The 13,314-nt window shown below is 67.5% G+C and carries 12 protein-coding genes; 8 read left to right on the top strand and 4 right to left on the bottom strand.

Annotated features, from left to right (window positions below):
- The first annotated feature begins 164 nt into the window (after positions 1-164).
- Positions 165-1,334, top strand: a complete 1,170-nt coding sequence (locus HFK18_RS05775) for a lytic polysaccharide monooxygenase (RefSeq protein WP_180165025.1) — start codon at positions 165-167, stop codon at positions 1,332-1,334.
- Positions 1,335-1,425: 91 nt separating this feature from the next.
- Here HFK18_RS05775 and HFK18_RS05770 read toward each other — a convergent pair whose 3' ends face one another.
- Positions 1,426-2,175, bottom strand: a complete 750-nt coding sequence (locus HFK18_RS05770; RefSeq protein WP_180165023.1) for a ferredoxin--NADP reductase — start codon at positions 2,173-2,175, stop codon at positions 1,426-1,428.
- Between the two features lie 84 nt (positions 2,176-2,259).
- On the opposite strand from HFK18_RS05770, the gene HFK18_RS05765 reads away from it, so the two are divergent.
- The 4 genes from HFK18_RS05765 (at position 2,260) to HFK18_RS05750 (ending at position 6,557) form a co-directional block, all read left to right on the top strand.
- Entirely contained in the window at positions 2,260-3,228 is a 969-nt protein-coding gene (locus HFK18_RS05765) for an ABC transporter ATP-binding protein (protein WP_162291996.1), read from the top strand.
- Positions 3,225-4,025, top strand: coding sequence for an ABC transporter permease (locus tag HFK18_RS05760; protein WP_099819852.1), 801 nt, complete (start codon positions 3,225-3,227; stop codon positions 4,023-4,025). The genes HFK18_RS05765 and HFK18_RS05760 overlap by 4 nt, the downstream gene beginning before the upstream one ends.
- 665 nt (positions 4,026-4,690) lie before the next feature.
- On the top strand, positions 4,691-5,629 hold the full coding sequence (gene panE, locus HFK18_RS05755) for a 2-dehydropantoate 2-reductase (RefSeq protein ID WP_180165021.1): 939 nt from the start codon (positions 4,691-4,693) through the stop codon (positions 5,627-5,629).
- A 4-nt stretch (positions 5,630-5,633) separates the two neighbouring features.
- On the top strand, positions 5,634-6,557 hold the full coding sequence (locus HFK18_RS05750; protein ID WP_180165019.1) for an NAD-dependent epimerase/dehydratase family protein: 924 nt from the start codon (positions 5,634-5,636) through the stop codon (positions 6,555-6,557).
- 13 nt (positions 6,558-6,570) lie between these two features.
- Here the strand turns inward: HFK18_RS05750 and HFK18_RS05745 are convergent, their stop codons facing one another.
- A complete protein-coding gene (locus HFK18_RS05745) occupies positions 6,571-7,368 on the bottom strand; it encodes a TatD family hydrolase (protein WP_180165017.1) in 798 nt (265 codons plus the stop codon).
- A 68-nt stretch (positions 7,369-7,436) separates the two neighbouring features.
- Between HFK18_RS05745 and hrpB the strand changes: the two genes are divergently transcribed.
- Together hrpB and HFK18_RS05735 are read left to right on the top strand one after the other, a co-directional pair.
- Positions 7,437-9,944 carry an ATP-dependent helicase HrpB gene (gene hrpB / locus HFK18_RS05740; protein ID WP_180165015.1) on the top strand — a complete coding sequence of 836 codons (2,508 nt, stop codon included), beginning with the start codon at positions 7,437-7,439 and terminating at the stop codon, positions 9,942-9,944.
- Positions 9,945-10,072: 128 nt separating this feature from the next.
- The gene (locus tag HFK18_RS05735) at positions 10,073-10,462 is read left to right on the top strand and encodes a hypothetical protein (protein ID WP_025877588.1); all 390 of its coding nucleotides are present in this window, start codon (positions 10,073-10,075) and stop codon (positions 10,460-10,462) included.
- A 105-nt stretch (positions 10,463-10,567) separates the two neighbouring features.
- Here HFK18_RS05735 and HFK18_RS05730 read toward each other — a convergent pair whose 3' ends face one another.
- Both HFK18_RS05730 and HFK18_RS05725 read right to left on the bottom strand, forming a co-directional pair.
- A complete protein-coding gene (locus tag HFK18_RS05730; protein ID WP_180165013.1) occupies positions 10,568-11,107 on the bottom strand; it encodes a pseudouridine synthase in 540 nt (179 codons plus the stop codon).
- Between the two features lie 176 nt (positions 11,108-11,283).
- Positions 11,284-12,141, bottom strand: a complete 858-nt coding sequence (locus HFK18_RS05725) for a class I SAM-dependent methyltransferase (protein WP_180165012.1) — start codon at positions 12,139-12,141, stop codon at positions 11,284-11,286.
- Positions 12,142-12,310: 169 nt separating this feature from the next.
- Here HFK18_RS05725 and HFK18_RS05720 point away from each other — a divergent pair, with 169 nt between their 5' ends.
- Positions 12,311-13,267, top strand: a complete 957-nt coding sequence (locus HFK18_RS05720) for an aldo/keto reductase (RefSeq protein WP_180165010.1) — start codon at positions 12,311-12,313, stop codon at positions 13,265-13,267.
- Positions 13,268-13,314: the final 47 nt, after the last annotated feature.

Raw genomic sequence — 13,314 nt, 5'->3', positions numbered from 1 at the left:
GCCTGCGGGAAGGGCTTCACACACGTAGTCACGGATCTGCGTTGACGTGGTTTCCCGCTGTGCATCGCCGCTCGATACTCGCGGCGGTACCGCTCATCGTCCGTCGCGTGGCACAGCGCGGGTGCTGCGGTCACCGCTCTCTTCGACGACCACAAGGATGCGCCATGTCTCTGCGATACACCCCCTTGCTGCTGGCTACCGTCTTCGTTGGCGCCGGTGTTGGCGTTGCCGGCAACGCGGCCGCACACGGCACGATGATCACCCCGGTCAGCCGCGTCTATGCCTGCTTCCAGGGCAACCCGGAAAACCCCACCAACCCGGCCTGCGCCGCCGCCAAGGCAGTGGCCGGTTCGCAGGCGTTCTACGACTGGAACGGCATCAACCAGGCCAACGCCAACGGCAACCACCAGGCCGTGGTGCCGGACGGCAAGCTGTGCAGCGGCAACAACCCGACCTTCCGCGGCCTGGACCTGGATCGCAGTGACTGGCAGACCACGCCGATCCAGCCCGATGCGAACGGCAGGTTCACCTTCGTGTTCAAGGCCACCGCCCCGCATGCCACGCGTGACTGGAAGTTCTTCGTCACCCGCGCCGGCTGGCAGCCCGGCAGCCCGCTGCGCTGGGCCGACCTGCAGGAATTCTGCTCGCTGGGCAATACGCCGCTGTCGGCCGATGGCACCTACAAGCTGCAATGCACGCTGCCGCAGCGCAGCGGCCAGCATGTGATCTACAACACCTGGCAGCGCTCGGATTCGACCGAAGCGTTCTACACCTGCATGGATGTGCGCTTTGAAGGCGGCGGCGCTACCACGCCGGTGCCGCAGTGGCAGGATGCCGGGCCGGTCACCGCGCGTACCGAGCTGCCGGTCGGCACCACGTTGGCGCTGCGTGTGTTCAATGCCAACGGCAACGATGTGGAACGTGTGGAAGCCACGCTCGCCGCAGGCCAGACCGCGCCAGCGCAGTGGCCGCTGGCGCTGGCCCGCAAGGTCAATGCCAGTGCCCAGCATGCGCGCGTGGGGGTGCTCAGCAACGGCGCGATCACGCCGATCGCCTCGGCCACCGACAACCGCGTGTACCTGAAGGACGGCAACCGCTTCCAGCTGGACACGAAGGTGCCGGACCCGGGCACGCCGTCGCCCGGCGGCGACTTCGACCATGTGTATCCGGCCGGCATCGGCAGCTACGTGCCCGGGCAGACCGTGGTGAAGGGCAGCGACGGCAAGCTGTACGCCTGCCGCCCGTTCCCGGAAGGCGCGTGGTGCAACGTCAATGCCGAGGCGTACCGGCCGGGCGTGGGTTCGGCCTGGCGCGATGCCTGGGTGCCGTACTGAGGCATGGTCCGGGGGCGGCGTGATGCCGCCTCCAGTGAGGGCTTCGTGCGTCCATGAGGTTGCCGGCCAGCGGCCGGCACTACCCTTGGGTTTACTTGCTGCTGACGTACTTCTCGCGGCGGATCTGCGGATTGCCCAGGCCCGCCGCCTTCAGCGCTTCGGCGCAGGCGTCGACCATGTCCGGGTTGCCGCACAGGTAGGCGATGTCGGTGGCCGGGTCCGGCGTGAACTCCGCCAGCGCCTGCTGCACGTAGCCGTGGCGCACGTCCGGGTGCGGCTCGGCCGGCAGTTCCCGCGACAGGCACGGCACATACCGGAAGTTCGGGTGCTTTTCGGCGAAGCTGTAGAAGTCTTCGCTGTACAGCAGCTCGCCCGGGCTGCGTGCACCCTGCAGCAGGACCACCTGCACCCCGCGCTCGGCCATCGCCGTTGCCAGCAATGGCAACATCGAGCGGTACGGGGTGACGCCGGTACCGGTGGCGATCAGCAGGTAGCGGCCGTTGTGGTCGCCCGGATTCAGGCAGAACCGGCCGTAGGGGCCGGACGCGCTGACCTGGCCGCCAATGTCCAGCGCCTCGAACAGGGCCGTGGCGGCGCCGCCGGGGACGAAGCTGACCGCGATATCCACCGCCTCGCCTGGCCCCAGCGCGTGGTCGTGGATGGTCGCCAGCGAATAGCTGCGCTTGGTTTCGGTGCCATCGGCGTAGTTGAAATGGACCTGGATGAACTGGCCGGGCTGGAAATCCAGCGGCTGGCCGTCGTCACGCACGAACTGGTAATGGCCGATGGAGGGCGCCAGCATGCGGCGGTCGACCAGTTTGATGGGGAATTGGACAGGCACGACTTTTCGGGACAGTGTGTAGCCGGGGCAAGCCCTCGGGGTCTTCTATAATAGACCTTCCCCGCCCCTCTCCAGCGCCAGCCCATGGGCGCGAAGGCTTCGAGCTTGGCTTCCCAGAACGATACGGCGCCCGCCCTGCGCGTGCGCGACCTGCGTAAAACCTATGACAACGGCACCCAGGCCCTGAAAGGGGTCTCGCTGGAAGTGGCCCCGGGCGACTTCTTCGCCCTGCTGGGCCCGAACGGCGCCGGCAAGTCCACCCTGATCGGCATCATCAGCTCCCTGGTCAACCTCAGCGAGGGCCAGGTGGAGGTGTTCGGCAGCGACCTGGTGCGCAACCGCAGCGCCACCATGCGCCTGATCGGGCTGGTGCCGCAGGAGATCAACTTCAACCTGTTCGAAAAGCCCTTCGACATCCTGGTGAACTACGCCGGTTTCTACGGCGTGCCGCGCGCGGAAGCCGAGCAGATGGCCGAGGTCGAGCTCAAGCGCGCCCACCTGTGGGAGAAGGCGCAGGTGATGAGCCGCACCCTGTCCGGTGGCATGAAGCGCCGGCTGATGATCGCCCGCGCGATGATGACCCGGCCGCGCCTGCTGATCCTGGACGAACCGACCGCCGGCGTTGACATCGAGATCCGCCGCGACATGTGGCGGGTGCTGAAGGAGATCAACGCCGCCGGCACCACGATCATCCTGACCACCCACTACCTGGAAGAGGCCGAGCATCTGTGCCGCAACCTGGCCATCATCGACCATGGCCAGATCGTCACCCAGGGCCCGATGCGCGAACTGCTGGCCAAGCTTGATGTGGAAGGCTTCCTGCTGGACATCGACGGCGCCCTGCCGGCCCAGCTGCCGGTGATCGAGGGTGCGACCCTGATCGCCACCGACAGCCACACGCTGGACATCGACATGCCGCGCGCGATGGATCTGAACCGCGTGTTCGAGGCACTGAACGCAGCGGGCATCCGCGTGCGTTCGATGCGTACCAAGAGCAACCGCCTGGAGGAACTGTTCGTGCGCCTCACCGGCAACCAGGAGACATCCGCATGAGCAGCACCCCAACCCCGGTCCTGACCGACGGCCAGCGCAACCGCATCGCACTGATGACCATCGTGCGCCGCGAAGTCGCCCGCATCATGCGCATCTGGGGCCAGACCCTGGTGCCGCCGGCGATCACCATGACCCTGTACTTCCTGATCTTCGGCGGCCTGATCGGTTCGCGCGTGGGCGACATGGGCGGCTACACCTACATGCAGTTCATCGTGCCGGGCCTGGTGATGATGAGCGTGATCCAGAACAGTTACGGCAACATCAGTTCGTCGTTCTTCGGCGCCAAGTTCGGCCGCCACGTGGAAGAACTGCTGGTCAGCCCGATGCCGAACTGGGTGATCCTGTGGGGCTACGTGGCCGGTGCGGTGCTGCGCGGGCTGATGGTCGGCGTGATCGTGCTGATCATCGCGATGTTCTTCACCCCGGTGCGCATTCCGCATCCGCTGGTGACCCTGACCACGGTGATCCTGGGCGCGACGATCTTCTCGCTGGCCGGCTTCATCAACGCGGTGTATGCGAAGAAGTTCGACGACGTGGCAATCGTGCCGACCTTCATCCTGACCCCGCTGACCTACCTGGGCGGCGTGTTCTATTCGGTGAAGCTGCTGCCGCCATGGGCGGAGGCGGCCACGCACGCGAACCCGATCTTCTACATGGTCAACGCGTTCCGCTATGGCCTGCTGGGCAGCAGCGATGTGCCGGTGGTGGTGGCGTATGCGCTGATGATCGGTTTCGTGGTGGTGCTGACGGCGCTGGCGCTGTGGCTGCTGAAGCGTGGCGTGGGCATGCGCAGCTGAGGATGTTCTGCAGGGCCTGCGGCCCTGCACCCGCGGTGGTAGTGCCGGCCGCTGGCCGGCAACGTCAACGTCAAAGGCGAGATATCCGTGGGTTGGCGGGGTGGTGTCGGGTTGCGGGGACGCCGCAAGTACGTCCTTGTAGGCTTGGCCGCGCCATCCATGGCGCGGACACCCCGCAACCCGACACCACCCCGCCTTCGACAGTTTCCCGATGCCGTCGGAACGGCGGTGTGTGCTGCTGTTGGTGGCTGTCGACCTTGGTCGACACGGTAGATCCACGCCATGCGTGGATGGCTGGAGATCATGTAGAGCCGAGCCAATGCTCGGCTCTTTTTGTTTGCGATCTGATGGATATGGATCCACCGGAAAGATGATCACGAGAAACGAGCGGAGCGACCCGCTGTTGCTTTTGATTTTCTTCTTTGTTTTCCGTGGTGGATGCACACGGAAACCGTCAGGGGTCGGGCGGGGTGGGCTCGCGGGGGTGTCCGCCGCATGGATGCGGCGGCCAAGCCTACAGGGACGTATTCACGGCGTCCCCCGCGAGCCCACCCCGCCCGACCCAAACACGGCTTGTGCTTCAAACCACCACGAGGGGCGCAGCCGTTGGCCGCGAACTCCGGCACAATCACGGCAGTGAATTCCCCAACTGCGGTGAGCGTGCAATGCGTATCCTGATCCTCGGCGCCGGCGGTACCGGCGGTTACTTCGGTGGTCGCCTGGCCCAGGCGGGCGTGGACGTGACCTTCCTCGTGCGCCCGGCCCGCGCCGCGCAACTGGATCGTGATGGCCTGGTGCTGCGCAGCCCGGTGGGTGACGCCACGTTCCCGGTGCAGCATGTCACCGCTGAAGCTCTGCCTGCGCTGGCTGCGGAACAACCGTTCGATCTGGTGATCCTCAGCTGCAAGGCTTACGACCTGGACAGCTCGATCGATGCCATCGCACCGGCCGTGGGTGCGGGTACCACCGTGCTGCCGATCCTCAACGGCCTGCATCACTACAACGCGCTCGACGCACGCTTCGGTCGCGATGCAGTGCTCGGTGGACTGTGCTTCATCAGTGCGACCAAGGCGCCCGATGGTGCCGTGCTGCACCTGGGCAAGCCGGCCAAGCTGACCTTCGGCGAACGCGATGGCGGTGCGGTCTCCGCGCGCGTGCAGGCATTCGCTGCAGCGTGTGCACAGGCGAATCTCGATCATCTGGCCAGCGAGCACATCGGCCAGGAACAGTGGATCAAGTACACGTTCCTCACCGCGCTGGCGGCGGCTACCTGCCTGCTGCGCGCGGACATCGGCACCATCATGGCCACCGATGACGGCGACGCCATCGTGCGTGGGCTCTACGACGAATGCCTGGCGGTGGCCGAAGCCGCGGGCGAACCGGTGCCGCAGGCGGCGCAGGACACCGCGCGCGGTACCCTGACCCAGGCCGGTTCGGCGTTGAAGGCGTCGATGCTGCGCGACCTGGAAGCGGGCCAGCAGGTGGAAGCCGCGCAGATCGTCGGCGACATGCTGGCGCGTGCGCGCGCCGCGGGCCAGGAAGCGTTGCTGCTGCAGGTGGCCTACAGCAGCCTGCAGGCCTATCAGGCCCAGCGCGCGGCGTGACCCGATGAACCTGCCTGGCCCGTTGCCGAAGCGGGTACTGATCCTCGGCATGGGCTGGAGTGGGCGCGTGTTGGCTGCGCACCTTCAGGCCCTAGGCGTGCAGGTGGAAGGCACGGTGCGCGATCCGGCGTCAGCACCTGACGATGGCCTGCAGCGCCATCAGCTGCAGGCCGACGCTGCGCTCTCACCTGCCCTGCTCGCTGCCATCGCCCACACCGACGCGGTGCTGTGCAGCGTGCCACCCGATGCCGAGGGCGACCCGGCACTGCGACTGCTGCATGCCGCGCTGCGTGACAGCGTTTCCTTGCGTTGGCTTGGCTACCTGTCGTCGACCTCGGTCTATGGCGACCGCGACGGCGGTTGGATCGACGAGAGCAGCGTTGCCGATGCCACAGAACCCGTGGGCATGCAGCGTCAACTCGCCGAAACGCAATGGCGTGCGCTGGCGGAGGCGCGCGGCATCGCCTCGGCCGTGTTCCGCCTGCCGGGCCTCTATGGGCCTGGGCGCAATGCGCTGCTGCAGCTGGCGCAGGGCCGCGCGCGGCACGTGGTGCGCCCGGGGCTCGCGTTCAATCGCCTGCATGTGGAAGACCTGGCAACGGTGGTGATCGCCGCGATGCGCCGCCCCATGGCCAATGCGCTGTATCTGCCGAGCGATGACGAGCCGGCGCCGTCGCAGGATGTACTGGCCTTCGCCGCGCAGCTGGGGGGCTTCGCCCTGCCGCCCGCAGTGGCCTGGGATGATCCATCGCTCAGTGCGACGTTGCGGCGCTTCTACCAGAGCAACAAGCGCATCGACAGCCGCGGCACGCGCGAGGCGCTGGAGTGGACACCGCGGTTTCCAACGTATCGGGAAGGGCTGACGGATCTTGCCGCTTCGCTCGCCGGGCATGGCCCGGCACTACCGGATCCGGGCGTTCCCGGCTGACGGGTAGTGCCGGTCAGGCAGCGTCGGGCAGGCGGAAGAACGCACGCGTGGCGGCCGTGGCGTTCGCTGCCGTGGTCTGCACATCCTCGCCACGGTCCCGCGCCAGCTCTTCCACGATGTGTGACAGGAACACCGGTTCGTTGCGGCGGTCCTTCGGCATCGGCTTCAAGGTGCGCGGCAGCAGATAGGGCGCGTCGGTCTCGATCATCAGGCGATTGGCCGGAATGTTCTTCACCAGCTCGCGCAGGTGCCCACCGCGGCGCTCGTCGCACAGCCAGCCGGTGATGCCGATGTACCAGTCCTGGTCCAGGTAATCGAACAGCTCCTGCCGCTCGCCGGTGAAGCAGTGCACCACGGCCGGACCGATGCGGCCTTCGAAGTTCTTCATCTGCGCCATGAAATCGGCATGCGCATCGCGCTGGTGCAGGAACAACGGCTTGCCGTTGTCCGCAGCCAGCTGCAGCTGGCGCTCGAACGCGCGGTGCTGCGCCGGGCGCGGCGAGAAGTCGCGGAAATAGTCCAGCCCGCACTCGCCCACCGCCACGACTTCAGCGTGGGCATGCAGCGCGCGCATCTCCGCATCGCACTCGTCGGTGTACTCCACCGCGTGGTGCGGATGCACGCCGGCGGTGGCGTACAGGAAGCCGGGGTGCTGCTGCGCCAGCTGCAGGGCCAGCGGCGAATGCTCGCGACTGGCACCGGTAATGATCATCTGCACCACACCGGCCTGCCGAGCGCGGTCCAGCACGGCCTCGCGGTCGCGGTCGAAGGAGTCGTGGGTCAGGTTGGCGCCGATATCGATCAGATGCATGGGGGCAGCAGGGGCAGGAAAACCCGCGCATTGTACCCGTGCCCGCCATGGCCCCTTATCCTTTGCACATGAACGCCCCGCAATTCCCGATTTCCCCGCTGCTGCCGCAGATCCAGCAGCACCTGGCCGCGCACCCGCGGCTGGTGCTGGAAGCCCCGCCCGGCGCCGGCAAGACCACCCAGGTGCCGTTGGCGCTGCTCGATGCGCCGTGGCTGCAGGGCCGCAGGATCATCCTGCTGGAACCGCGCCGGGTGGCCGCGCGCAGTGCCGCGATGTTCATGGCGCGCCAGCTCGGCGAGGAGGTCGGCGGCATCGTCGGCTATCGCATCCGCTTCGAGAACAAGGTATCGGCGCGCACCCGCATCGAGGTGGTCACCGAGGGCATCCTGACCCGGATGCTGCAGGACGACCCGATGCTGGAAACGGTGGGCGCGATCCTGTTCGATGAATTCCACGAGCGCCACCTCAGTGGCGATCTGGGCCTGGCGCTGGCCCTGGACGTGCAATCGCAGCTGCGCGACGACCTGCGTTTGCTGGTGATGTCGGCGACGCTGGACGGTGAGCGCCTGGCCCGCTTCCTCGATGCACCACGGTTGAGCAGCGAGGGCCGCAGCTATCCGGTGGCGATCAGCCACTTCCCGGCGCGGCGTGACGAGGCGCTGGAACTGCAGGTGCGGCGCGCAGTACAGCAGGCGCTGGCCGAGCACCCGGGTGACCTGCTGGTGTTCCTGCCCGGCCAGCGTGAGATCGCACGCGTGCAGGCCGGCCTGCAGGACAGTCTTGATGGCGCTGCGGTGGACGTGCTGGCCCTGCACGGTGAACTGCCGGTGGAACAGCAGGCGCGCGTGTTGCAGGCCTCCAACGATGGCCGCCGCCGCGTGGTGTTGGCCACCAACGTGGCCGAGTCCTCGGTGACGCTGCCCGGCGTGCGTGTAGTCATCGACAGCGGTCAGGCACGCGAGCCACGCTACGACCCCAACAGTGGCTTCACCCGCCTGGACGTGGTGGCCATCGCACAGGCCTCGGCCGACCAGCGTGCCGGCCGTGCCGGGCGTGTGGCCGAGGGCGTGGCGTGGCGGCTGTGGCCGCAGTCGCAACGGCTGGAGCCGCAGCGTCGCGCCGAGATCGACCAGGTTGAACTGGCCGGCCTTGCGCTGGAGCTGGCCGCCTGGGGCAGCAGTGACCTGCGCTTCCTCGACCCGCCACCGAGCGGGCCGATGGCCGCCGCACGCGAACTGCTGCAGCGCTTGGGTGCGTTGTCCAGCACCGGCGCGATCACCGCACTCGGCCGTCGCGTGCTGGCGCTGGGCACCCATCCGCGGATGGCCGCGATGCTGCTGGCCGCACCCGATGCGCGCGCACAGGCCTTGGCCGCCGATCTTGCTGCCTTGCTGGAAGCCCGCGACCCGTTGCGCCAAGGCGGTGATGCATTGGCCGCGCGCTGGCGTGCACTGGCGGCCTTCCGTAATGGCCGCGCGCCCGCCGATGCCAACCGCAGTGGCCTGGCCGCCATCGACGCTGCTGCCAAGCAGTGGCGCCGCCGCCTGCGCTGTGATGCCGCACCACCGGCCAGCATCGAAGCGCACGAACTGGGCGACCTGCTGGCGCACGCCTTCCCCGACCGCATTGCCTTCCAGCATCCGAACGACCCGCTGCGTTACCTGCTGGCCAACGGCCGCAGCGCCCGCCTGCATGAACTGAGCGACCTGCGGGGCGAACCGTGGCTGGTGGCGAGCGAACTGCGCTTCGAGGCACGCGACGCGCTGCTGCTGCGCGCCGCACCGGTGGATGAAGGCTATCTGCGCAGGAACTGGCCCGACCGCTTCGTGACCGAAGACGCTGTGCGCTGGGATGACACACGCCGCGCCCTGGTTGCGCTGCGCGAAACACGCTTCGACCGCATCGTGATGGACAGCCGTTCGGCTGGCCGGGTTGATCCGCAGCTGGCGGCGCAGGCGCTGACCGACGCCGTTGCCGAGCTCGGCCTGCAGGCATTGCCATGGACCGAGGGTCTGCGCCAGTGGCAGGCGCGGGTGGAATCGCTGCGGCGCTGGATGCCCGAGCTGGGCCTGCCCGACTGCAGTGACACCGCATTGCTGGCCAACCGTGCGCAATGGCTGCAGCCGGCATTCGCTGGCAGGACACGTCTGGATGCGCTGGACGAGGTCAGTTTCGGCGAAGCGCTGAAGTCGCCACTGGAATGGTCGCAGCGGCAACTGGTCGAGCGCCACGCGCCCACCCGGATCACCGTACCGTCAGGGCTGGAACGGCCGATCACCTACGCGCTGGACGGCGAAAGCGGCGAGCCGCTGCCGCCCGTGCTGGCGGTGAAGCTGCAGGAGTTGTTCGGGCTGGCCGACACGCCGCGCATCGCCGATGGCCGGGTGCCGCTGACCCTGCACCTGCTGTCACCGGGTGGCCGGCCGTTGCAGGTGACCCAGGATCTGCGCAATTTCTGGGAGAACACCTACGCTGAGGTGAAGAAGGAGATGAATGGCCGTTACCCGCGCCACCCCTGGCCGGACGATCCGTGGACGGCCACGGCGACCCACCGGGCCAAGCCGCGCGGGACGTGACGCGCGCCGACACCCCGCCCGTTCCTGAATGGCTGCGGTAGAGTCACACCACGCGCCCGCCTGACTGACATACCGTTTACGGGCAACAGGCGACACTGGACTTCGACCCGAGGCAAGGACACCCCCGCATGAGCAAGCTGACCGTAATCACCGACCGCGCCCTGGAGCGCGCCCTCGACCTGGCCCATACCGCAGGCGATGGCCTGAAGAGCGCTGGCGGCAGTCTGCGTCACCTCGGCCCGCAGGCCAGCGACTGGATCAAGACCGGCGCCGCGCTTGGCGCGGTGAAGACCGGCGGCAAAGTCGCCACCAAGTTCGCCCGCCGCAATCCGGCGGTGACCATCGCGGCAGCTGCCGTGGGCGTGGGCCTGCTGGGCTATGCGCTGTACCGCAAGCAGCAGAAGAAGAAGGCCGCCAATGGCCATGTGGTCAACGGCCAGGCCCAGCGCATCAATGCGCGCGATCGCCGCAACGACACCGTGGTCGATGAGCACAGCGATATCGGCAGCGACGCCTGATTGGCCGGGGTCGGATCTCTTCCGCAGGAAGGGCTCTGACCCCATGACGCTGCACCAGGGTCGGACGCCGCAAGGCCTCCGGCCTTTTTTCTTTCAGCTTTTCTTTCAGCCGATCTGCCGCCACTGGCCCGGCTGCAGGTCATCCAGCCGGTACGGCCCCATCGCAGCGCGCACCAGGCGCAGCGTCGGCAGGTTCACCGCAGCAGTCATCCGCCGCACCTGACGGTTGCGTCCTTCGCGGATCGTGATCGCCAGCCAGCTGTCGGGCACCGTCTTGCGGAAGCGCACCGGTGGATCGCGGGGCCACAGCTCAGGCGCGGGATCGAGGCGCTCGATCTTCGCCGGCAGCGTCGGACCATCATTGAGCACCACGCCATCGCGCAGCTGCTGCAGCTGCTCGTCACTGGGCGTGCCTTCCACCTGCACCCAGTAGAGCTTGTCCGCCTTGTGCTTCGGGTCGGTCAGCTTGTGCGCCAGCGTGCCGTTGTCGGTCAGCAGCAACAGGCCTTCGCTGTCGTGGTCGAGGCGGCCGGCAGCGTAGACCCGCGGCGGCAAGCCGAAGCCGGCCAATGTCGGCCGCGGCGGCATGCTGCGGTCGGTGAACTGGCAGAGCACGTTGAACGGCTTGTTGAAGGCAATCAGCATTACGGGCACGGCAGGCGGCGGGCAAGGCATTGTCCCACGCCGCGCGTCGTGCAACCGACCTGTAGAGCCAAGCCGATGCTCGGCTGCTGTTGCGTTCCGTCGCGCTGTGCGCGATGAGCCGAGCATGGGCTCGGCTCTACAGCGGGGAATCCGCGCTGGCAGTACGACGTGCCGGCTTACGGCTTCACGAAACGCAGGGTCATGCGATCGCTTTCACCGATGGCCTGGTACTTGGCGTCATCTGCCTTGTCATGCTGGTTGGTCGGCGGCAGGGTCCATACGCCATTCGGATGGTCCTTGGTATCGCGCGGGTTGGCATTGACCTCGGTACGCGCATCCAGCTTGAAACCGGCGGCCTCGGCCATTGCGATCACCTGCTGCTGGCCCACATAACCGGTGTCGTCAGCGTCGGCCACGTCGGCCTTGGCGCGGTGCTCGACCACGCCGAGCACGCCGCCCGGCTTGAGCACGTTGAAGAAGCCCTGGAACATGCCCTGCGCCTGGCCGGCCTTGCGCCAGTTGTGCACGTTGCGGAACGTCAGCACCACATCAGCCGAGTTGGCTGCGCCGAACACCGGCTTGGCCGGGTCGTAGGCGACCACGGTGGTCTTGTCGAACTGTGCCGGTGCGGCGGCGTACTTCTTTTCCAGGCTGTCGCGGCTGCGCTGCTGGTAGTCGCGGCCGCGACCTTCCGCCACGGCCTGCGGATCGACCACCGCAGCGATGTAATGGCCCTTGTCGCGCAGCAGCGGCGCCAGGATTTCCGAGTACCAGCCATTGCCGGGCGTGATCTCGATGACGGTCTTTTCCGGCGCCACGCCGAAGAAGCCCAGCGTCTGCGCAGGATGACGGAAACCGTCGCGCTTGACGTTGGCCGGGTCGCGGGTCGAGGCCTTCACCGCCGCATCGATCGCCGGCGACACCTGGATCTTTGCCGGTGCGACCGTGGCCGGCGCAGCGAATGCGGGAACGGCGACCAGCAGCGCCGAGGCAAGCAGCACGCGGCAACCACGCAGGGATGAGGCAGCAATCATCGGGGCGACTCCAGCGGAAGATGCGGCGAGACTAGCAGCCGCCGCGCCGCAGGTGTTCACAAAACGTTAGCCGCGTGCGCGTCGCGGAACACAGTTTTGTGGTCAGCGCCGCAGCGCGGTCACACATCGCGCTCTATCCTGAAGGACTTCCCCCAAGGAGTCCGTGCCCATGACGGCAATCCGCGAACTGGGCCGTTCCGGCCTGCATGTAGCTCCGCTCGCCTTCGGTGGCAACGTATTCGGCTGGAGCGCCGATGAGAAGGCCAGCTTTGCGCTGCTGGATGCCTTCGTCGATGCCGGCTTCAACCTGGTCGACACCGCCGATGTGTATTCAGCGTGGGTGCCGGGCAACCAGGGTGGCGAGTCGGAGACCCTGCTCGGCAAGTGGTTCGCGCGCAGCGGCAAGCGCGACAAGGTGGTGCTGGCGACCAAGGTGGCCAAGTGGGCCGAGCGGCCCGGCCTGACCCCGGACAACATCAATGCAGCGGTGGAAGATTCGCTGCGTCGGCTGCAGACCGATGTCATCGATCTGTACCAGGCTCACGAGGACGATGAATCCACGCCGCTGGAGGCCACCCTGGCTGCGTTCGGTCGCCTGATCGAGGCAGGCAAGGTGCGCGCCATCGGTGCATCCAACTACAGCGCCACGCGCCTGGCCGAAGCGCTGAAGGTGTCCACCGACTACAAGCTGCCGCGTTACGAAACCCTGCAGCCGGAGTACAACCTGTACGACCGCGCCGGCTACGAGAAGGAACTGGAACCGCTGGTGCAGCGCGAGCAGATCGGCGTGATCAACTACTACGCACTGGCCAGTGGCTTCCTCAGTGGCAAGTACCGCACGCCGGACGATGCCGGCAAAAGCAGCGCGCGTGGTGCCACCGTGGTCAAGCGCTATCTGAACCCGCGCGGCCTGCGCATCCTGCAGGCGCTGGATGATGTGGCCAGCAAGCACAACGCCACTGCCGCGCAGATCGCGCTGGCCTGGCAGATCGCACGGCCGTCGATCACCGCACCGATTGTCAGCGCGACCAGCGTGGAACAGCTGCACGACCTGCTGGCAGCGGCGAACGTCACGCTGAGCGTGCAGGACGTGGCGCAACTGGATGCGGCCAGCGTGGAAGGGTGAGGAAGGACGGTGCCGACCAACGTCGGCACCGTTCAGTAGATCCACGC

It is taken from the genome of Stenotrophomonas sp. SbOxS2 (assembly GCF_013416715.1).
Lineage (GTDB): Bacteria > Pseudomonadota > Gammaproteobacteria > Xanthomonadales > Xanthomonadaceae > Stenotrophomonas > Stenotrophomonas lactitubi.
This window is presented reverse-complemented; position numbering and strand designations above follow the sequence as displayed.